Here is a 20,484-nt window from a genome sequence, read left to right on the forward strand (position 1 = left end):
CTCCTCGCCCGCCACACCCTCGCCCGTTTCCTCCTCCGCCGTACCGCCACCGCCGCCCTCCTCGCCCTCGGCGTGACCCTGGTGACGTTCATCCTGACCAACCTGGTCCCGGGCGACCCCGCGGCGGCCAACCTCGGCCAGCGGGCGATCGGCGACCCGGCGATCGTCGCCCAGTTCCGCCACCACTACGGCCTCGACAAGCCGTTGCCGGTCCAGTACGTCACCTACCTCGGCAACCTCCTCCACGGCGACCTCGGCGAGTCCCAGCAGAGCCACCAGCCGGTCCTCACCGACCTGTCGACGGCTGTCCCCGCCACCCTCGAACTCGCCGGCGCCGCGATCGTCGTCTCCCTGATCGTGGGCGTGGCCTTCGGCGTCGTGGCGGCACTGCGCCGGGACCGCCTCACCGACCAACTCCTGCGCGTCGTCAGCCTGTTGGGAGTCTCGGTACCGACCTTCTGGCTGGCGCTGCTCGCCTTCTACGTCTTCTTCTACCGCCTCGGCTGGGCCCCGGGCAGCGGTCGCCTCGACCCCGGCATGACCGCACCCCCGCACGTCACCGGCCTGTACACGGTCGACGCGGCGCTCGCCGGACAGTGGCCGGTGTTCTGGAGCGCGGTGGGCCATCTCGCCCTCCCCGCGCTGGTGTTGACGGCCTACACGGTCGGTCTCCTCACCCGCTTCACCCGCTCCGCCGTCCTGGAGGTCCTCAACCAGGACTACGTCCGCGCGGCCCGAGCCAAGGGCCTCCCCGCCCGCACGGTCCTCTTCCAGTACGTCCTGCGGGCAGCCCTCGTCCCCGTCATCACCGTCGCCGGACTGGCCTTCGGCGCCCTCCTCTCGGGCACCGTCCTGGTCGAGTCGATCTTCGCCTGGCCGGGCCTCGGCGCCTACGCCTACCGCAGCGCGACCACCCTCGACCTCCCCGCCGTCATGGGCGTCGGCCTCGTCGTCGGCCTGGTGTACCTGACCGTCAACCTCGCCGTGGACGTCCTGTACGGCGTGATCGACCCGAGGGTGAGGGTCCAGTGAAACTCAGTCTCCTACGACGGCTGCCGCCCGCCTGGCGCCGACCGCTCGCGGTGACCGGCGGCCTGGTCGCGGTGTTCTGGCTGGTGATCGTGGTCGCCGCCCCGCTGCTCGCCCCGCACGACCCCCTCGCGCAGAACCTGCCCCGGCTGGCCGCCCCCGGCGCCGGACACTGGTTCGGCACCGACGAGCTGGGCCGGGACGTACTGAGCCGGGTGCTGTACGGCGCCCGGGTCTCCATCCCGCTCGCCCTCCTGCTGGTGGCCATGTCGCTGCTGGTCGGCGGGGTGCTCGGGGCCTGCGCCGGGTTCTTCGGGCGGTGGGTGGACGAGACCGTGATGCGGATCGCGGACCTGGTGTTCGCCTTCCCCACCGTCATCCTGGCGATGGTGGTCGCCGCCGCGCTCGGCGCCAGCCTCCAGAACGCGGTACTGGCCGTCCTGGTCGTGTCCTGGCCGTCGTACGCCCGCGTCACCCGGGGTCTGGTCATGGGCCTCAGGAACCGTGAATTCGTGCTCAGCGGACGGCTGTTGGGCTTCTCCGCCTGGCGCTCGCTCCGCGTCGACATCCTGCCCAACGTCCTCGGCCCGCTGCTCGTCCTGGCCACCCTCGACATCGGCACCGCGACGCTGCTGCTGTCCGGGCTGTCCTTCCTCGGGCTCGGCGCCAAGCCGCCGACCGCCGAGTGGGGCGCGATGGTGGCGGACGGGACGCAACAGTTCGACAAGTGGTGGATCGGGGTCTTCCCGGGCCTGGCCATCCTCACCGTCGTCCTCGCCTTCAACTTCCTCGGCGACACGCTCCGGGACGCCCTCGACCCGGGCACCGCCCGCACGATCGGCGCGGAGAAGGAGCGTGTGGCATGACGGACGGCGACTCCGTGGACGTACTGAGGATCAGCGGTCTCACCCTCGACCTGGGCGGTGCCCGCATCCTCGGCGGCGTCGACCTCGCGCTCCAGCCCGGCCGTATCCACGGGCTCGCGGGGGAGAGCGGCTCGGGCAAGACCATGACCGGTCTTGCCGTGCTCGGTCTGCTGCCGCCGGGCGCGCGCACCGGCGGGCGGATCGCGTTCGAGGGCACCGACCTGCTGACCCTGCCGGCCCGTCAACTGGCCGCGCTGCGGGGGCAGTCGGTGAGCATGGTGTTCCAGGACCCGTCCACCAGCCTGCACCCCATGCTCAGCATCGGCCACCAGCTCACCGACCATCTGCGCCACCACCTGAAGCTGAACCGGAAGACGGCGAAGGAGCGGGCCGCCGACCTGCTGACGCAGGTCCGCATCCCCAACCCCCGTGAGGCGCTGGGCCGTTACCCGCACCAGTTCTCCGGCGGCATGCGCCAGCGCATCGCCATCGCCATCGCGCTGGCCTGCGAACCGAAGGTCCTGATCGCCGACGAACCGACCACCGCCCTCGACGTGACCGTGCAGGCCGGTGTGCTGCGGCTGCTGCGCGGCCTCTGCGACGACCTCGGCCTCGCCGTGCTGCTGGTCACCCACGACCTGGGCGTGATGTCCGCGATCGCCGACGAGGTGAGCGTGATGCGCCACGGCCTGGTCGTCGAGACGGGTCCGCGCGGCCGGGTCCTCACCGACCCGCGGCACGAGTACACCCGTCAGCTCCTGGACGCGCTCCCCGGAAGGAGCACCGTATGACGACCCGTACGACCCCCCACCCGACGGCCCCTCTCCTCTCGGTCGACGACCTGGTGGTCCAGTACCACCGGCCGGGCGCACCGCCCACCCGGGCCGTCGCCGGGGTCAGCCTCCAGGTGCGGGCGGGTGAAGTCGTGGGCCTGGTCGGAGAGTCGGGCTGCGGCAAGTCCACCCTGGCCCGCGCGGTCTGCGGCCTCACCGCACCCGCCGAAGGCCGGATCACCTACGACGGCACCCTGGTACGCCCGTTGCGGGTGCGCCGCCGCGAACTGGCCCTGACCGGCGTCCAGATGGTCTTCCAGGACCCCTACGGCTCACTCAACCCCCGGCGCCGGGTGGGCTCACAGATCGCCGACGGCATCCGTACGGCGGCCGGGCGGGGCGAGGCGGCGGCCGAAGACACCACCCCGGAGGACCTGTTGACGCGGGTCGGCCTGCCGGCGAGCGCCGCCCAGCGCTACCCGCAGGAGTTCTCCGGCGGCCAACGCCAGCGCATCGCCATCGCCCGCGCACTCGCCGCCCGCCCCCGGCTGCTCGTCGGCGACGAACCGATCTCCGCGCTCGACGCCTCCGCCCAGCTCCAAGTGGCCACACTGATGCGGTCGTTGGCCGTCGAGTCGGGCGCCGGGCTGCTGTTCATCAGTCACGACCTGTCCGTCGTACGGCTGATCGCCGACCGGATCGCCGTGATGTACCTGGGGCGGATCGTGGAGACCGGTCCCACCGCCGAGGTCTGGGCCGACCCGCGCCACCCCTACGCCCGGGCCCTCCTGGCCGCCGTACCGAAGCCGGACGGCGCGGGTGTGCTGCCGGCCGAACTCCCCGGCGACGTACCCGACCCCGCCGACCCACCGAGCGGCTGCCGCTTCCACCCCCGCTGCCCCCAGGCCTTCGACGGCTGCGACCGCGAGGAGCCGCAGTTGATCGCCGGGGGCGTGGCGTGCCGGTTGTACGCGGCCTGAACCGGGCGGACGGTCCGTCTGAGGGTGCTGCCCCTCCCGGCCGGACGGTTCGCCCGGGAGGTACGCAACTCACCTGATCCCCCTGCCACTTCACGGAGAACCGATGTCCGACGACGACCACGCCCACCACCCCGCCGAACCGCTAGCGGACCTGTACCCGGCCGACCGCCTCCAGCGTGCCCGGGAGGCCACGGCCCGAGCCGGTCTGGACGCGCTGCTGATCTCGCCCGGCGCGGACCTGCGCTACCTGACCGGCTACGACGCCCTGCCGCTGGAACGGCTGACCTGCCTGGTCCTGCCCGCCGACGGCGACCCCTTCCTCCTCGTACCGGCCCTGGAGGAACCCGCCGCACAGGCATCCCCGGCCGGTGACCTGGGCATCGAGATCACGGGCTGGGGCGAGACCGAGGACCCCTACGCCCTCGTCGCGGCTCGACTGCCCGCCGGGACCGCCCGCGTCGGCGTCGACAACCGCATGTGGGCGGAGAAGACCATCGCCTTCCGCACCCAACTGCCGGACGTGCGACAGGAGTTGGCCGGAGAGGTGCTGAACGGGCTGCGGATGCGCAAGACCCCGCAGGAGGCGGCCGCCCTGCGCCGGGCCGGTGCGGCCATCGACCGGGTGCACGCCCGCATGGGGGAGTGGCTGCGGGCCGGACGTACCGAACGCGAGGTCGGCCGGGACATCGCGGACGCGATCATCGCCGAGGGGCACGTCCGGGTCGACTTCGTCATCGTCGGCTCCGGCCCGAACAGCGCCAGCCCGCACCACGAACTCTCCGACCGGACGATCCGCCCCGGTGATCCGGTGGTGGTCGACATCGGCGGCACGACCCTGGACGGCTACTGCTCCGACTCCACCCGGGTGTACGCGGTGGGCGAGCCGCCCGCAGGCTTCCGCCGCCTGCACGACGTACTGCTGAGCGCCCAACGGGCCCAGACCGACGCCGTACGACCGGGCATCACGGCCGGTGAACTCGACGCCGTGGGACGGGACTTGATCACCGACGCCGGATACGGCCCGCACTTCATCCACCGCACCGGACACGGCATCGGCCTGGAGAGCCATGAGGAGCCCTACATCGTGACCGGCAACCCGCTCCCGCTCGCACCGGGCATGGCCTTCTCCGTGGAACCCGGCATCTATCTGCCCGGCCGCCACGGAGCGCGGATCGAGGACATCGTGATCTGCACCGAGGAGGGCGGCGAGCGCCTCAACCGCACGCCCCGGGACCTGGTCGTCCTCCCTTGACCCGGCACGAACACCCCACCCAAGGAACCTCCATGACCGCTCCACCGCCCCGTTCCGACTCTCCCGCGGCCGACAGCGGCGCCCGACCGGGTGGCGCGCCCGCCGACCTGGCCGCGGTGTGGACGGTGATCACGGGCATGTACGAGGGCTACACCGCCGGCGATCGTGCGCGCATCGACGCCTTCCTCGATCCACGGGCCACCATCTGGGACTCGGCGACCCCCGAACTCCTCTGCGGCAGAACGGAGTTGAACCGAATCCGGGACGCCCGTCCCATGCCGGACGACGGGCCCGCCGAGACCGGCCTCACCGCGTACGGCCAAGTCGTCGACGTCTTCGGGGACTTGGCGTTGGCCCGCTACTGGCTGCGGGTCGAATTCCGGGCGGCCCCGCCGCAGTTGGCCCGCAACACCGCGGTCCTGCGACGTGCCCGTTCCGACGGCAATTGGCTCGTCGTGCACCTGCACGAGGACATCCAGAGCGTCCCGGAACCGCGTGACAGGTGAGGCGCGGGGGACTGTTCCCTCTACTATGTCGGGGTCCGGTCCGGACGTGTCGTCCGAGGCCTGGTGTCACACCCTGCTGGGCAACGGAGGACATGTCCCGTGCTTTCGCTCGATGGCTCCGACCCATCGCACATAGGCCGCTACCGCCTGGTGGGCAGACTCGGCGAGGGCGGGATGGGAAGGGTGTACCTCGCGCGGTCGCCGGGTGGCCGTCCCGCCGCCGTCAAGGTGATCAACGACCACCTCCGTCATGACGAACACGCCCTCAGCCGGTTCCGCCGCGAGGTGGAGACCCTGGGTACGGTCCGCAGCGCGTACACGGCGTCGCTCATCGACGCGGAGCTGGACACGCCGCCGTACTGGCTGGCCACCGAGTATGTGCCGGGGCCCACGCTCCACGCCGCGGTCGCGACCAACGGACCGCTCCCCGCCGACCTGGCGAGGGTCATGCTGGCCGCCCTGGCCGAGGGGCTGGACGCCATCCACGTCCGCGGTGTGTGGCATCGGGACCTCAAGCCGCAGAACGTGATTCTCTCCGCGACCGGTCCTCAGCTGATCGACTTCGGCATCGCCAGGACCACCGGCACGTCCAACCTGACGCAGGTCGGCGGTGCGATGGGCAGCCCCGGGTTCATCGCGCCGGAGACGATCACGGGCGGTGAGACCGGTCCGGGCGCGGATGTGTTCGCCCTCGGGGCCACGCTGGCGTTCGCCGTCACCGGCCGCCCGCCTTATGGGGACGGGCCGTTCGCGGCCGTGTCCTACCGTTCGGTGCACGGCGAGATCGACCTGCGGGGTGTGGACGCCGGTGTCGCCGAGCTGATCGCGGCCTGCGCGCAGAGCGACCCGGCCCTGCGCCCCACGCCGCATCAGATCGTCGAACTCTGCCGCGCCGAGGCCGATCTGGTCCACCATCCCGCCTACCAACGGGCGCTCGCCGTCGGCTCGTCGACGGATCGGGAACGCGCCGCGACCGTCGCCGACAACGGGTTCGGTGCGCCACCCGTCGCCTCGGACGCGGTGACGGCCGTAGCCCCGCAGGCGGCGGCCATGGACGGCGGCACGCGGGCATCGCACGCCGCCACCCTCCTCGCGCCGAACTCGGGCCATGACAACCCCACGCGGCTGCACGCGGCAGACGCGTATGGCCCATATCCGGCGGGAACCGGTCCGGCTCCCCAGTCGGACGGCGGGGGCACCCGGAGCGAGCGCGGGCGGCGCAGGCTGTGGACCGTCGTCGGCGCGGCCGCGCTGGTCGTCGTCGCCGGCTCCGGGCTGTTCCTGGTCAACACCCTTGACGACAAAGGCCAGGGCAAGAGCAAGGACTCGGCGTCCGCCGACGTCACACCGTCCGCCAGCGCAGGCCGCGCCGCCCAGGTGTCGGCCTCCCCGTCCGAAAGCGGAGCGACGGCGTCTCCTTCCGCCTCAGGCACAGGTGACACCCGCCTGCCCGACGCCGTGGTGGTGAAGGCCCCCTTCACGTTCGAGGTGGGGAAGTTCGTCCAGACCGTGCGCTCGAAACTGATCATGCAGCCGGACGGCAACCTCGTGCTCTACGACGCGGCCGGAACGGCACACTGGGCGAGCCAGACCCAGGGCGCGGGCAACACGGCCACGTTCCAGGCGGACGGCAACCTCGTGGTCTACGACGCTCAGCACCAGGCGCTGTGGAGCAGCAACACGCAAGGTGCCACCGGGGCCGTGCTCAAGGTGCTGGAGGACGGCAACATGGTCATAGCGACGGACGCGGCGGTCGTCTGGCAGACCGATACCGCGAGTTGAGGGCTTGGACGGCGCACGGCCGACGAGACGAACTCGGCTGACGGCCGGCTGAGTTGTCGCCCTCTGGGCCGGTCCGGAAGATCATGCGAGAGTGGGCGCATGACGGCACCAGAAGCCACAATCATGGCGGTCGACGAGGTCGAGGAACTCGCGGTCGACGGGCTGCGATGGCTGATCAGGGCGGGGCGGGAGACCTCCGGAGGAGGCCTCGCCTGGTCGAGAAAGCCCTCGGACGACGAGCCGAACCCGTCCCTCTACAGCGGTACCGCCGGGAACGTCCCCGTGCTCCTGGAGGCGTGGCGGCACTTCGGCGACGACTCCTACGCCGACGCGGCCCTGCGAGCGGGCCGCAGTCTCGCGGATACCGTCGACGGCGCCGAAGACGACTCCCTCTACTTCGGCCGCACCGGAATGGCCCTCGTCCTGCGGACCCTGCACGAAGAACTGGGCGACTCGGCCGCCGGTGCCGCCGCCGACCGTGCGCTGGAACTCGTGCGGTCACGCTTCGACGGGACCCGCTGGGGCACGCTGTTCGAGCTGATGGGCGGCAACGCGGGGATCGGCCTCGGCGCACTCCTGGCCGGTGACCCGGAACTGGCCGTCCTCGCCATGGAGCCGTACCTGCGGACGGCGGAGCAGACGCCGGCGGGCGTCCACTGGCCCCACCGCACGGGCATCGAATCCCGCCTGCACCACATCTCGCACGGCACACTCGGCATCGTCGTGGGGCTCGCCAGGGTCGGCGTGGCCACCGGCCGCCCGGACCTGGTCGAACTCGCGCTGGCCGGCGCCGCGGACGTCGTGTCGCGCGACGAGGCGGGGCCGGAAGGCTTCCTGGTCCGGCACTCCACCCCGCAGTACCGCCCCGATGTGATCGAGCCCGTCAGTTACGGCTGGTGCCACGGCCCGGCGGGCGACGCCCAGGTCTTCCGGCTCCTGCGGGACATCACGACCGACCCGGCCTGGTCCGCCCTCGCCGACCGCTGCTGGCACACGGTCACCCACTCCGGCCTGCCCCGGCGGCTGCGCCCCCGCTTCTGGGACAACAACGGCCGCTGCTGCGGCACGGCGGGCGTCCTCGCCCTGGCCTGCGACCGGATCGCCGAGCAGAAGGAACAGCGGCAACAGCGGGACCCGTACGACTTCGCCCACGTCCTCGTCGCGGACCTGGCCGCCCGCGCGATCCGGGACAGCGACGGCGTCCGCTGGTCCAATGTCGAACACCGCGCCACACCGAGCGACCTCGAACCGTGCACCGGGTGGGCGATGGGCAACGCGGGCATCGTCCGCGAACTCCTGCGCTTCGTACGGCTCGGCCGAGGAGGCGATCCCGGCTACGCGTTCGCCTGGCCGGACCAGCCACCGGTGCACGCCCAGGCCGGGAGCCGCCGCTAGCGGACCCGCGCCACTGCCGCGTAGATCCCGCTGCCCTCCGGGGCCTCCTCCGACGCCGGCGGGTTCCACTCCGTCGCCGTCACCAGGCCGGGCTGCACCAGGTCGAGGCCGTCGAAGAAGCGCTCCACCTCCGGGCGGGTGCGGAAGCCGAGTTTGATGCCGCCCTTGGCGTACTCGGCGGTGACCTGCGCGGCGAGTTCCGGGTAGAGGTCGGACGCGGCGTGGGAGAGGACCAGGTAGCTGCCGGACGGCAGGGTCGCGACGAGATTGCGGACGATACCGTGGGCGTCCTGCTCGTCCGGGATGAAGTGCATCAGCGCGATCAGCGAGAGGGCGATCGGGCGGGTGAAGTCCAGGACGTGGCGGGCGTGTTCGACGATGAGCTCAGGCTCGCGCACGTCGGCCTGGATGTAGTCCGTGACCCCGTCGGCGTGGCTGATCAGCAGCGCCTCGGCGTGCCGCAGGACGATCGGGTCGTAGTCGGTGTACACGACCTTCGCCGTCGGCACGGTCCGCTGGACGATCTGGTGCAGGTTGGGCTCGGTGGGGATGCCCGTGCCGATGTCCAGGAACTGGTCGACGCCCTGGCCGGCGAGCCACGTCGCCGCGCGGTGCATGAACTCACGGTTCTGCCGCGCCGCGTCCCTCGCCTCCGGTGGCAGCTTCTCCCCTACGGCCTCGTCGACCGGGTAGTTGTCCTTGCCGCCGAGCAGCCAGTCGTAGACCCGCGCGGGATGTGCCTTGCCGGTGTCGATCTGCGGTGACGGCTTGGGGTCGGTCGTCATGGCAACTCCATCGCGGCGGGTGAGAGGGACACAGAGGAGAACAGAGGAGAAGGGTGAGGCTCGCTCTCGATCATCGTACTCGGGGTGTTCCATGTGGCCTGTGGGGGAGGGCAGTTGAGGTCTGTGCTCCCGTCAACTCGTCTCTCGTCCGTGCAGGCCGTCGAAGAGGATGGTCGTCAGGGCGTCGGCCAGCGTCTCCACGGTCAGGTCGCGGTCGGGGCGGTACCACTCCACGAGGGAGTTGACGGTGCCGAACAGCAGCCGGCCGGCGAGGTGCGGGTCGATGTCCGCCCGTATGCCGCCCTCGGCCGCCGCCCGGGTCATCAACTCGGCCACCCGGTGGTCGAATTCACGGCGCCGGGCGAGTGCCCGCTGCTCCACCTCGCTGTTGCCGTGCAGACGCAACAGCAAGGTGACGTACGGCAGTTCGGCGGCCAGCACCTCGACGCTGCGGTGGATGATGCGCTTCATCCGGGCGGTCGCGGTCGAGGTCGTGCCCAGGGCTCCGCTGCCGCCGTCCTGGTCCCCGGCCTCCTCGTCCAGCACAGCGAACAGCGCGTCCAGCGCGCGGTTGACCGCGAGTTCGAGGAGTTCCTCCTTGCCGGACACGTGGTGGTAGATGCTCGACTTGCTGAGGCCCAGGCGCCGGGCCAGTTCCTCCATGCCGGTGCCGTCGTAGCCGCGTTCGTTGAAGACCACGACGGCGACCTCCAGCAGCGAGTCGCGGTCGTAGGCGGGACGGCCGTGGCGGCCGGCCGGGTTCTGCACAGGTGTCCTGGTCACCGGTCCATTGTGACAAGGCCGGCGACCGCGCCGGGCGGAACGGCCTCGGATGTCACTGCTCGCGCAGATCCTTGACCCGGCGGATCTTGCCCACCGAGCGCTCCAGGGTCTCCGGATCGACGATCTCCACCGCCACGGTCACGCCCACGCCGTCCTTGACGCCCTTGACGATCGACGCGGCGGCGGCCGCCCGCTGCTCGGGGTCGGTGCCGGGGCGGGCCTCGGCGCGGACCGTCATGTGGTCCATGCGGCCGCGCCGGCTGAGCTGGATCGTGAAGTGCGGGGCGACGGCCGGGGTGCGCAGCAGGATCTCCTCGATCTGGCTGGGGAAGACGTTCACCCCGCGCAGGATGATCATGTCGTCGCAGCGGCCGGTGATCTTCTCGATGCGCCGGAAGGCCGGGCGGGCGGTGCCGGGGAGGAGCCGGGTCAGGTCGCGGGTGCGGTAGCGGATGATCGGCAGGGCCTCCTTGGTGAGGGAGGTGAAGACCAGTTCGCCGCTGTCGCCGTCGGGCAGCACCTCGTCGGCGATCGGGTCGACGATCTCCGGGTAGAAGTGGTCCTCCCACACGTGCAGGCCGTCCTTGGTCTCCACGCACTCCTGCGCGACTCCGGGGCCGATCACCTCCGACAGGCCGTAGATGTCGACCGCGTGGATGTCCATGCGTTCTTCGATCTCGCGGCGCATCTCCTCCGTCCACGGCTCGGCACCGAAGATGCCCACCTTGAGGGAGCTGGTGCGTGGGTCGACGCCCTGGCGCTCGAACTCGTCGAGGAGGGTGAGCATGTAGGACGGGGTGACCATGATGATCTCGGGCTTGAAGTCCTGGATGATCTGCACCTGGCGGGCGGTCATGCCGCCGGAGGCGGGGATCACCGTGCAGCCCGCGCGCTCGGCACCGTAGTGGGCACCCAGACCACCGGTGAACAACCCATAGCCGTACGACACATGGATCTTGTGGCCGGGGCGGCAGCCGGCCGCGCGGATCGAGCGGGCCACCACGTCCGCCCACATGGAAAGGTCGTTCTCCGTGTAGCCGACGACCGTGGGGCGGCCGGTGGTGCCGCTGGAGGCGTGGACACGGCGGACCTGGTCCATGGGGACGGCGAACATGCCGAAGGGATACGTGTCCCGCAGGTCGGCCTTGGTGGTGAAGGGGAACCGGGCCAGATCGTCGAGGGTGCGACAGTCGCCGGGTTTGACACCGGCCTCGTCGAACTTCCTGCGGTACAGCTCCACGTTGTCGTAGGCGTGCCTCAACGTGGCCTGGAGTAGGCCGAGTTGGTGCTCACGCAGCTCCTCGCGGCTCAGGCGCTCGGCGGCGTCCAGCAACCCGTCGGGGAGCGGTTCCCCGAGGCGCGGACTCACGGGCGGCGAAGCCGGTGAGGCCGCCGGGGCTGTCAGGTCGCTGCTCATGGAGACTCCTTCGTCTTCGCGCTGTTGATCATGCGGCTGCGGCCGCGGAACTCCGCGATCACCTGGTCGCCGCGCATCACGCTCACGTCGTAGATGCCGCTGCGGCCGAACCGGGTGCGCTCCGTGGCGGTCGCCACCAGGACGTCGCCCTCGTACGCCGGGGCGACGAAGTCGATGTCGGCCGCGGCGGCCACGGTCACCGGGCCGTGGCTGTTGCAGGCACAGGCGAAGGCGGAGTCGGCGAACAGGAACAGATAGCCGCCGTGCGCGGTCCTGTGTCCGTTGACCATGGCCGGGGTCACGGTCATGCGGAGCACGGCGGTCCCTTCGCCGTGCTCGACGAGCTCTATCCCGAGAGCCCGGGACGCCTCGTCCGCGGCGAACATCCTCGCCGTCGGACCGGAGGCCGTGTCAGCGGCCTGCGTCATTTTCCACCACCTTGTGGACCGACCGAACATTCGGTTAGCGTGCGTCACGGCCAAGTAATCCAGCAACACCACTGCCTGTCAAGAGGTGGAACGCATGCCCCAGACCAGCTCCGAGCTGCCCGACTTCTTCTCCCACCATCGCGCCCTGCTGGAACAGGCGGTCGCCGCGACCGCGAGTCGTGACCACTGGACGCCGTACCCGGAGACACCCAGCAAGTCGGTCTACGGCGAGGACGCGGCCAAGCACGGCGAAGCCGCATTCGAGGAGCGGCTCGGCAGGTCCTTCGAGCTGGCGGGGCATCCCGGTGACGGGCGCGTCCAGGCCGCCGAGACCTCTCCGTACGGCTTCGAGCTGGGCATCTCCTACCCCCGCGTCACACCGGACGAGGCGGTGGCCGCAGCCCTGGCGGCCACCGGACCCTGGCGCGACGCGGGCCCCGACACCCGCGCCGGTGTCGCCGCCGAGATCCTGGCCCGGCTGAACGCGGCGAGCTTCGAGATCGCGCACGCCGTGCAGCACACCACCGGACAGGCCTTCGTCATGGCGTTCCAGGCGGGCGGCCCGCACGCGCAGGACCGGGGTCTGGAGGCCGTCGCGTACGCCTGGGCCGAGCAGAAGCGGCACCCGGCCGCGGCCCGCTGGAGCAAGCCGCAGCGCAAGGGCGGCCCGCTGGTCCTGGACAAGAAGTTCACCCCGGTCGGCCGCGGGGTGTCGCTGCTGATCGCCTGCAACACCTTCCCGACCTGGAACGGCTACCCGGGCCTGTTCGCCAGCCTGGTCACCGGCAACCCGGTCGTGGTCAAGCCGCACCCGGGCGCCGTCCTCCCCCTCGCCCTCACCGTGCGGATCGCCCGCGAGGTACTGGCCGAGGCGGGCTTCGACCCGAACCTCGTGATCCTCGCCGCCGAGGAGCCCGGAGGCCGTAGCGCCGCCGTCCTCGCGCTGCACCCCGACGTCCGGATCATCGACTTCACCGGCTCGACGGAGTTCGGCGACTGGCTGGAGGCCAACGCCCGCCAGGCCCTCGTCCACACCGAGAAGGCCGGCCTCAACACCGTCGTCCTCGACTCCACCGACGACTACCGCGGCCTGCTCGGCAACCTCGCCTTCTCGCTGGCCCTCTACAGCGGCCAGATGTGCACCACCCCGCAGAACCTCCTGATCCCGCGCGACGGCATCACCACCGACCAAGGCCCGCGCACCGCCGGCGAGTTCGCCGCCGACCTCGGCGCGGCACTCGACAAACTGCTCGGCGACCCCGCCCGCGCCGCCGGCACCCTCGGCGCGATCGTCAACGACGGCGTACGGGACCGCCTGGAAAAGGCCGCCACGGTCGGTCGTACGGTGCGCGCCTCGACGCCCGTCGAACACCCCGAGCACCCGAAGGCCGTCGTCCGTACGCCGCTGGTGGCCCGCCTCGACGCCGAGGACGACCGGGAGACGTACACCCGGGAATGGTTCGGGCCGGTGTCGTTCGTCATCGGCACCGACTCCACCGAGCACAGTCTGCGGATCCTGCGCGAGACGGTGCGGGCGCACGGCGCGCTGACCGCCGCCGTCCACTCCACCAGTGAACTGGTGCTGGACGCGGCCGAGTTGGCCGCCCTCGACGCGGGTGTGCATCTCTCGGAGAACCTCACCGGCGGTGTCTTCGTCAACCAGTCCGCCGCGTTCAGCGACTTCCACGGCAGCGCCGCCAACCCGGCCGCCAGCGCCACCCTGTCCGACCCCGCGTTCGTCACCGGCCGCTTCGCGACCCTCCAGTCGCGCCGGCCCGCCCCCGCCGAGGAGACCCCCGATGCCTGAGCCGTCCCCCGACGAGGTCTATCTGATCGACGGGGCCCGCACCCCGCAGGGCCGCTACGGCGGTGCCCTCGCCTCCGTACGACCCGACGACCTCGCGGCCCTGGTCGTCGGCGAGGCGGTCCGGCGGGCCGGAATCCCGGCCCAGGAGGTCGACGAGGTGATCCTCGGCGCCGCCAACCAGGCCGGTGAGGACAACCGTGACGTGGCGCGGATGGCCGTACTGCTGGCCGGGCTGCCGCACACCGTGCCCGGTTACACCGTCAACCGGCTGTGCGCCTCCGGCCTGACCGCCGTCGCCTCGGCCGCCCAGGTCATCCGCGCCGGAGAAGCGGACCTCGTCGTCGCGGGCGGCGTGGAGTCGATGACCCGCGCCCCCTGGGTCATGGCCAAGCCCGGCACCCCGTGGGCCAAGCCAGGGGAGGTGCACGACACCTCGCTCGGCTGGCGCTTCACCAATCCGCGCTTCGCCGCTCAGCAGACCCTGACGATGGGGGAGACGGCCGAGGAGGTCGCCGCGCTCGACGGCATCACCCGCGCCGAGTCCGACGCGTTCGCGCTGCGCAGCCATCAACGGGCCGTCGCCGCCCAGGAGTCGGGCCGCTTCGACCGGGAGATCGTGCCGGTCGCGGTCAAGGACGGCGAGGTGACACGGGACGAGGGTCCGCGCCCCGGCACCACGCTGGAGAAGCTCGGCTCCCTGCGCACCATCTTCCGCGAGGGCGGCATCGTCACCGCCGGTTCCTCCTCACCGCTGTCCGACGGCGCTGCCGCGCTGGTGGTCGCGAGCGGGGCGGCCGTCCGACGCCACGGGCTCACCCCGAGGGCGCGGATCGTCACCTCCGCCTCGGCCGGGGTGCAGCCCCACATCATGGGCCTCGGCCCGGTCCCCGCCACGGAGAAGGCCCTCGCCCGCGCTGGTTGGCAGACCGCCGACCTGGACGCCGTCGAGCTGAACGAGGCTTTCGCCGCGCAGGCCCTCGCCGTCACGCGCCGCCTCAAGCTGGACGAGGAGAAGGTCAACGCCGACGGAGGCGCCATCGCGCTCGGCCATCCGCTCGGGTGCTCCGGCGCCCGTATCCTGCTCACCCTGCTGGGCAGGCTGGAGCGCGAGAACGGCCGCCGGGGACTGGCCACGCTGTGCGTGGGTGTCGGGCAGGGCGTGGCGATGCTCGTGGAGCGGGTATGAGCGCGCCCGACACTGACACCGGCCTGAGCGCCTCCGACACCGGTGACTACGAGACCCTCCTCGTCGAGGAGCGCGCCGACCGCGTCGTAGTCACCCTGAACCGCCCCGAGGCCCGCAACGCCATCAGCGGCCTGATGATCCGCGAACTGCACGCAGTCTGCGACCAGTTGGAGCAGAACCCCAAGCTGCTCCTGCTCACCGGACACGGCGGCGTCTTCGCGGGCGGGGCCGACATCGCGGAGTTGCTCGCACGCGGGCGGGACGAGGCCCTGCGGGGCATCAACAGCCGCCTCTTCGAGCGTGTACGCCGGCTGCCCGATGCCGACCCTCGCCGCGGTGGACGGCTGGGCGCTGGGCGGCGGCGCCGAGCTGTCGTACGCCTGCGACCTCCGTATCGCCGGACCGGACGCCGTCTTCGGCAACCCGGAGCCCGGGCTCGGCATCCTCGCCGCGGCCGGTGCCTGCTGGCGGCTGCCCGAGCTGGTCGGCGAGTCCATCGCCAAGCAGGTGCTGCTCGCCGGACGGAACCTCGACGCGCCCGCCGCCCTGGCCGCCGGGCTGGTCATCGACGTCGTACCGGCGGACAAGCTGCTGGACGAGGCCCACGCGCTGCTCGACCGCATGGCCCGCTCCTCGGCCACCGCCCTCCGGCTCACCAAGCTCGTCGTCGACTCGCCCGGCGCCCACCCGGTCGCCGACGACCTCGCGCAGGCCGTGCTCTTCGAGGGGCAGGACAAGAGGGACCGTATGACGCGCTTCTTGAATAAGAGGAGCTTGGAGACGAGGAGCAGCCAAGCATGAGCCCAACACCCCACTCAGCGCCCGCAGTTGTCGGTGTGATCGGCGGCGGCCGGATGGGCGCCGGGATCGCGCAGTCCTTCGCGGCCGCCGGTTCGTCCGTGACCGTCGTGGAGAGCGGCGAGGCCGCCTCGGCCGCCGCGCTGGACCGCGTCGCCACCGGGCTCAAGCGGGCCGCCGAGCGCGGCCTGCTCAGCGAACCCGCCGAGCAGGTGCTCGCCCGCGTCACCATGGCGGACTCCGTCGACGGCCTGCCCGCCGACGCCGATCTGGTCGTCGAGGCCGTTCCCGAGGACGCCGGGCTCAAGGCCCGCGTGCTCGCGGCGGCCGAGCGGGCGGTGGGCGCGACGACCGTGCTGGCCACCAACACCAGCTCCCTGTCCGTCACCGAACTCGCCACCGTGCTCACCCGGCCCGGCCGCTTCCTGGGCATGCACTTCTTCAACCCGGTGCCCGCCTCCGCCCTTATCGAGATCGTCGTCGCACCGCACACCGAGGCCGCTGTCGTCAGCGCCGCCCTCGACTGGACCCACGCCCTCGGGAAGAAGGACGTGACCGTCAAGGACTCGCCCGGGTTCGCCAGCAGCCGCCTCGGACTGGCGCTCGGCCTGGAGGCGATCCGCATGGTCGAGGAGGGCGTCGCCGCGCCGGAGGCGATCGACGACGCGATGAGCCTCGGCTACAAGCACCCCATGGGGCCGCTGCGCCTCACCGACCTGGTCGGCCTCGACGTACGCCTGGCCATCGCCGAGTACCTGCACTCCACCCTCGGCGAGCGCTTCGCCCCACCACAGCTGTTGCGCGACAAGGTCGCACGCGGTGAGCTGGGCCGAAAGACGGGACAGGGGTTCTACGAGTGGAAGTGAGCGGATCCTCGGATGGCGTCGGCTACCGCCTGGACGCCGGTGTCGCCACCATCGAGCTGCGCAGGCCCGCGCTCGATGTCGCCCTGCGCGATGGGCTGTTGGCCGCCGTACGGCAGGTGGGCAGCGACGGGACGGCTGTTCGTGCCGTGCTGCTCACCGCGCAGGGCAAGCACTTCTGCGTAGGACAGGACCTCAAGGAACATGCCCGCGCGCTGGAGAACGGGCCCGCAGCGGCCTTCGCCTGCGTACGGAACGAGTACAACCCCCTGGTGGAGGCGCTGCACGCGCTGACCCAGCCGGTCGTCGTGGCCGTCGAGGGCGTGTGTGTCGGGGCCGGGCTCGGGCTGGCGCTCTGCGCGGATGTGCGGGTCGCGGCCGAGGGGGCCCGGTTCGCCACGGCGTTCACCGGGATCGGGCTGGCCGCCGACAGCGGGCTGAGCGGTGCGCTGGCGCAGGCGGTGGGTCCGTCGCGGGCCGCCGCGCTGATGCTGCTCGGGGATCGGTTCGGCGCGGAGGACGCGTTGCGGTGGGGCATGGTGCACCGGGTCGTACCTGACGGTGACGCTGCCGCGGAGGGGCTGGCCCTCGCCCGGCGGCTGGCCGCCGGGCCCACCGTCGCGTACGCGGAGGTCAAGGCGCTGTTGCGGGACGCGCCCGGCGCGAGCCTCGCCGCCGTGCTGGAGCGGGAGGCGGCGGCGCAGGAGCGGCTGGGGGCGACGCGGGACCACCGGGCCGCCGTAGAGGCGTTTCTCGCTCGGGCGGAGCCGTCGTTCGAGGGCCGGTGAGAGGGCTGGTGACCAGCCATTCACCCGGCAGGTCTTGCCTCGCCGGGGGAAACCCATCAGACTAGGTACCGAACGAATGGTCGGTAGGGAAGTTGGTGTGTCGATGACCAGCACAGGCACGGAGGCGTCAGCCGCCGGCTGGGACGAAGCGCGGCTCTCGGAGCAGTTCGATGCCACGATCGCGAAGGACCAGCGGATCGAGCCCCGCGACTGGATGCCCGACGGCTATCGCAAGACGTTGATCCGGCAGATCGCGCAGCACGCCCACTCCGAGATCATCGGGATGCAGCCGGAGGGCGACTGGATCACCCGCGCCCCCTCCTTGCGCCGCAAGGCGATCCTCTTCGCGAAGGTGCAGGACGAGGCCGGACACGGACTGTATCTGTACTCGGCCGCCGAGACCCTGGGCGCGGACCGCGCGGAGCTGACCGAGGCGCTGATCGAGGGCCGGCAGAAGTACTCGTCGATCTTCAACTACCCGACGCCGACCTTCGCCGACGTCGGCGTGATCGGCTGGTTCGTGGACGGCGCGGCGATCTGCAACCAGGTGCCGCTGTGCCGCTGTTCGTACGGGCCGTACGCGCGGGCCATGGTCCGGGTGTGCAAGGAGGAGTCCTTCCACCAGCGCCAGGGCTACGAGTTGCTGCTCACGATGATGCGTGGCACGGACGCGCAGCGGGCCATGGTCCAGGACGCCGTGGACCGTTGGTGGTGGCCGTCGCTGATGATGTTCGGCCCGCCCGACGACGACTCGCCCAACTCGGCGCGCTCCATGGCCTGGAAGATCAAGCGGCACAGCAACGACGAACTGCGCCGGCGCTTCGTGGACATGACGGTCCCGCAGGCGGAGAAGCTCGGAGTCACCCTGCCCGACCCGGAGTTGAGCTGGAACGCCGAGCGCGGCCACCACGACTTCGGCACCCCGGACTGGTCCGAGTTGCAGCGCGTGATCAGCGGCGACGGACCGCGCAACGCCGAGCGGGTCTCCCGCCGCCGGGTCGCCCACGAGGAGGGCGCCTGGGTCAGGGAGGCGGCCACCGCCCACGCGGCCAAGCAGGCCGCCCATGCACGGACAACCGCCCGTACACAGAAATCCGAAGGAGCGGCGGCATGACGCAGGACTGGCCCCTGTACGAGGTGTTCGTCCGCGGAAAGCGCGGCCTGAACCACGTCCACGTCGGCTCGCTGCACGCCGCCGACGACGCCATGGCCCTCACCCACGCCCGCGACCTCTACACGCGGCGCAACGAGGGCGTGTCCATCTGGGTCGTCCGCTCGGAGCACATCGCCGCCTCGACCCGCGACGAGAAGGACCCGTTCTTCGCGCCGAGCGCCGACAAGGTCTACCGCCACCCGACGTTCTACGACATCCCCGACGACGTCCCCCACATCTAGGAGCAGGGAATGAGTGACGACCACGTCTATCTGTCCCTGGCCGAGGGACACGACGACAGCGACGCCCGCTGGGCGTTCGGCACCGGCTTCGAGGACCCGCTCCACGGCATCGACCAGACCGTGCCGGACGGGACGGACTCCGCTCAACTCGCCGCGTTGTGCCTGGCACTTGGCGACGACGCACTCGTGAGCGCGCAGCGGCTGGCCCAATGGTGCACGGCCGCACCGGAGTTGGAGGAGGAGGTGGCGCTGGCCAACATCGGGCTCGACCTGCTCGGCCAGACCCGCCTGCTCTACGCGCGTGCCGGTCAGGTCGACGGCACCGGACGCGACGAGGACGCCTACGCCTACTTCCGCGACGCCGACGACTTCCGCAACGTACGGCTGGCCGAACTCCCCAACGGAGACTTCGCGTTCTCGATCACCCGGCTGCTGGTGCTCTCCTCCTGGCGGCTCGCCCTCTTCGAGCGGCTCGCCGTCACGACACGGGATCCGGTGCTCGCCGCCATCGCCGCGAAGGGCGTCAAGGAGCTCGCGTACCACCGCCAGTACTCCGCCGAGTGGGTCGTCCGGCTGGGCGACGGCACCGAGGAGTCGCAGCGGCGGATGCGGGACGCGCTGGCCGACATCGCGCCGTACGTGGACGAACTCTTCGCGGGGGACGGAGATGAACTCCTTGCGGGGGATGGTGAGTTGAGGGCTGACGTCCTGGCCGTGCTCCGCCAGGTCACCGACGCCGCCGGGCTCGCCCTGCCCGAGGCGGCACCGGTCCCCGGACACGGCCGCGACGGCGACCACACCGACCACCTGGCTCCGCTGCTGGCCGAACTCCAGAGCGTGGCCCGCGCCCACCCGGAGGCGACATGGTGACCACCCTGCTCGACGCGCGGCGCGCCCGGAACGTCGCCGCGCAGGTGTCCGACCCCGAGATGCCCATGCTCACCCTCGCCGACCTCGGGGTGCTGCGCGGGGTGGAGATCGAGGCGGACGGCACGGTCGTCGCGAGCCTGACACCCACCTACTCTGGCTGCCCCGCCATGGCCGAGATGCGCGCCGAGGTGGCCGCGCGGCTGCGGGACGCCGGGTACGCGCGCGTGGAGATCCGCACGGTCCTCGACCCGCCCTGGACCACCGACTGGATCACCCCGGCAGGCCGCCGCAAGCTCGCCGAACACGGCATCGCCCCGCCGGGTGCCGCCCCCCGCGGCCCGATCACGCTCACGCTGACGCCGACCCGCCGTACGGTGGCGTGCCCCCGCTGCGGATCGGCGGACACCGAGGAGACCTCGCACTTCGCCGCGACCTCCTGCAAAGCCCTGTGGCGGTGCCGCGCCTGCCGCGAGCCGTTCGAGTACGTCAAGGAGATCTGATGGCGAGCCCCCAACGCCTGCTCGCGGCGAGCCCCCAGCGCTCGGCCGTGACGGGCCTCCGGCTCCTGCCCGGGGAGAGTCCTCAACTCCCGCGCGTGGCTGTGCTCCCGCGCCGGCTGGCGGAGAGTCCTCAACTCCCGCGCGAGGCGGGCCTCCTCACCGAGGCGCACGACGCCGGCCTCACGGTGATCGTCAAGGAGGGCATGGCCAACGGCAGGCTGGCGGAGCCGTACGCACCGGACGCCCTGAAGGCCGTGGCCGAGGAGACGGCACTGGGCGCG

20 protein-coding genes and 2 pseudogenes are annotated in these 20,484 nt (G+C 71.8%); 18 read left to right on the plus strand and 4 right to left on the minus strand.

What is annotated here, in order from left to right; all coding sequences use genetic code 11:
- From ACNFOC_RS30980 to ACNFOC_RS31015, 8 genes are all read left to right on the plus strand, one after another.
- A partial coding sequence (locus ACNFOC_RS30980; RefSeq protein WP_416962357.1) for an ABC transporter permease occupies positions 1–1,032 on the plus strand: 1,032 nt, incomplete at its 5' end.
- Positions 1,029–1,895, plus strand: coding sequence for an ABC transporter permease (locus ACNFOC_RS30985; RefSeq protein WP_416962358.1), 867 nt, complete (start codon positions 1,029–1,031; stop codon positions 1,893–1,895). The genes ACNFOC_RS30980 and ACNFOC_RS30985, both read left to right, overlap by 4 nt.
- Positions 1,892–2,686, plus strand: a complete 795-nt coding sequence (locus tag ACNFOC_RS30990; RefSeq protein WP_416962360.1) for an ABC transporter ATP-binding protein — start codon at positions 1,892–1,894, stop codon at positions 2,684–2,686. Before ACNFOC_RS30985 ends, ACNFOC_RS30990 begins: the two co-directional genes overlap by 4 nt.
- Positions 2,683–3,648 carry an oligopeptide/dipeptide ABC transporter ATP-binding protein gene (locus ACNFOC_RS30995; RefSeq protein WP_416962361.1) on the plus strand — a complete coding sequence of 322 codons (966 nt, stop codon included), beginning with the start codon at positions 2,683–2,685 and terminating at the stop codon, positions 3,646–3,648. Before ACNFOC_RS30990 ends, ACNFOC_RS30995 begins: the two co-directional genes overlap by 4 nt.
- A 103-nt stretch (positions 3,649–3,751) precedes the next feature.
- Positions 3,752–4,900 (plus strand): M24 family metallopeptidase, encoded by a 1,149-nt coding sequence (locus tag ACNFOC_RS31000; RefSeq protein WP_416962362.1) that lies wholly within the window; start codon positions 3,752–3,754, stop codon positions 4,898–4,900.
- Positions 4,901–4,932: 32 nt separating this feature from the next.
- Positions 4,933–5,406, plus strand: coding sequence for a nuclear transport factor 2 family protein (locus ACNFOC_RS31005; protein ID WP_416962363.1), 474 nt, complete (start codon positions 4,933–4,935; stop codon positions 5,404–5,406).
- Positions 5,407–5,505: 99 nt separating this feature from the next.
- Positions 5,506–7,188 (plus strand): protein kinase domain-containing protein, encoded by a 1,683-nt coding sequence (locus tag ACNFOC_RS31010; protein ID WP_416962364.1) that lies wholly within the window; start codon positions 5,506–5,508, stop codon positions 7,186–7,188.
- Positions 7,189–7,287: 99 nt separating this feature from the next.
- Positions 7,288–8,583 carry a lanthionine synthetase LanC family protein gene (locus tag ACNFOC_RS31015; protein WP_416962365.1) on the plus strand — a complete coding sequence of 432 codons (1,296 nt, stop codon included), beginning with the start codon at positions 7,288–7,290 and terminating at the stop codon, positions 8,581–8,583.
- Here ACNFOC_RS31015 and ACNFOC_RS31020 read toward each other — a convergent pair.
- The 4 genes from ACNFOC_RS31020 to paaI all read right to left on the minus strand — a co-directional run bounded on the left by ACNFOC_RS31020 (position 8,580) and on the right by paaI (position 11,996).
- The gene (locus ACNFOC_RS31020; protein ID WP_416962366.1) at positions 8,580–9,368 is read right to left on the minus strand and encodes an SAM-dependent methyltransferase; all 789 of its coding nucleotides are present in this window, start codon (positions 9,366–9,368) and stop codon (positions 8,580–8,582) included. The two genes, ACNFOC_RS31015 and ACNFOC_RS31020, sit on opposite strands and share 4 nt — an antisense overlap.
- Before the next feature lie 132 nt (positions 9,369–9,500).
- Positions 9,501–10,151: a TetR/AcrR family transcriptional regulator gene (locus ACNFOC_RS31025; RefSeq protein WP_416962367.1), complete on the minus strand. Its 651-nt coding sequence runs from the start codon at positions 10,149–10,151 to the stop codon at positions 9,501–9,503.
- 52 nt (positions 10,152–10,203) lie between these two features.
- Positions 10,204–11,568, minus strand: a complete 1,365-nt coding sequence (paaK, locus tag ACNFOC_RS31030) for a phenylacetate--CoA ligase PaaK (RefSeq protein ID WP_416962368.1) — start codon at positions 11,566–11,568, stop codon at positions 10,204–10,206.
- Positions 11,565–11,996: a hydroxyphenylacetyl-CoA thioesterase PaaI gene (gene paaI / locus ACNFOC_RS31035; RefSeq protein ID WP_416962369.1), complete on the minus strand. Its 432-nt coding sequence runs from the start codon at positions 11,994–11,996 to the stop codon at positions 11,565–11,567. The genes paaK and paaI overlap by 4 nt, the downstream gene beginning before the upstream one ends.
- Before the next feature lie 94 nt (positions 11,997–12,090).
- Here paaI and paaN point away from each other — a divergent pair, with 94 nt between their 5' ends.
- The 10 genes and pseudogenes from paaN to ACNFOC_RS31085 form a co-directional block, all read left to right on the plus strand.
- Positions 12,091–13,803 carry a phenylacetic acid degradation protein PaaN gene (gene paaN / locus ACNFOC_RS31040; protein WP_416962370.1) on the plus strand — a complete coding sequence of 571 codons (1,713 nt, stop codon included), beginning with the start codon at positions 12,091–12,093 and terminating at the stop codon, positions 13,801–13,803.
- Positions 13,796–14,989 (plus strand): thiolase family protein, encoded by a 1,194-nt coding sequence (locus ACNFOC_RS31045; protein ID WP_416962371.1) that lies wholly within the window; start codon positions 13,796–13,798, stop codon positions 14,987–14,989. Before paaN ends, ACNFOC_RS31045 begins: the two co-directional genes overlap by 8 nt.
- A pseudogene (locus tag ACNFOC_RS31050) lies at positions 14,986–15,790 on the plus strand (enoyl-CoA hydratase/isomerase family protein). The gene ACNFOC_RS31045 and the pseudogene ACNFOC_RS31050 overlap by 4 nt, the downstream one beginning before the upstream one ends.
- A complete protein-coding gene (locus ACNFOC_RS31055; RefSeq protein ID WP_416962372.1) occupies positions 15,787–16,653 on the plus strand; it encodes a 3-hydroxyacyl-CoA dehydrogenase family protein in 867 nt (288 codons plus the stop codon). Before ACNFOC_RS31050 ends, ACNFOC_RS31055 begins: the two are co-directional and overlap by 4 nt.
- The gene (locus tag ACNFOC_RS31060; protein WP_416962373.1) at positions 16,650–17,438 is read left to right on the plus strand and encodes an enoyl-CoA hydratase/isomerase family protein; all 789 of its coding nucleotides are present in this window, start codon (positions 16,650–16,652) and stop codon (positions 17,436–17,438) included. The genes ACNFOC_RS31055 and ACNFOC_RS31060 overlap by 4 nt, the downstream gene beginning before the upstream one ends.
- Positions 17,439–17,541: 103 nt before the next feature.
- Complete coding sequence (paaA, locus tag ACNFOC_RS31065; protein ID WP_416962374.1) at positions 17,542–18,552, plus strand: 1,2-phenylacetyl-CoA epoxidase subunit PaaA; 1,011 nt, start codon at positions 17,542–17,544, stop codon at positions 18,550–18,552.
- A complete protein-coding gene (gene paaB, locus ACNFOC_RS31070) occupies positions 18,549–18,833 on the plus strand; it encodes a 1,2-phenylacetyl-CoA epoxidase subunit PaaB (RefSeq protein WP_019075091.1) in 285 nt (94 codons plus the stop codon). The genes paaA and paaB overlap by 4 nt, the downstream gene beginning before the upstream one ends.
- Positions 18,834–18,842: 9 nt before the next feature.
- Entirely contained in the window at positions 18,843–19,703 is an 861-nt protein-coding gene (paaC, locus tag ACNFOC_RS31075; RefSeq protein ID WP_416962375.1) for a 1,2-phenylacetyl-CoA epoxidase subunit PaaC, read from the plus strand.
- Positions 19,697–20,203: a 1,2-phenylacetyl-CoA epoxidase subunit PaaD gene (paaD, locus tag ACNFOC_RS31080; protein WP_416962377.1), complete on the plus strand. Its 507-nt coding sequence runs from the start codon at positions 19,697–19,699 to the stop codon at positions 20,201–20,203. Before paaC ends, paaD begins: the two co-directional genes overlap by 7 nt.
- 155 nt (positions 20,204–20,358) lie before the next feature.
- Positions 20,359–20,484 (plus strand): annotated as a pseudogene (locus tag ACNFOC_RS31085) (aldo/keto reductase); the annotation flags it as partial.

The sequence above is a fragment of the Streptomyces colwelliae genome, assembly GCF_048158785.1.
Lineage (GTDB): Bacteria > Actinomycetota > Actinomycetes > Streptomycetales > Streptomycetaceae > Streptomyces.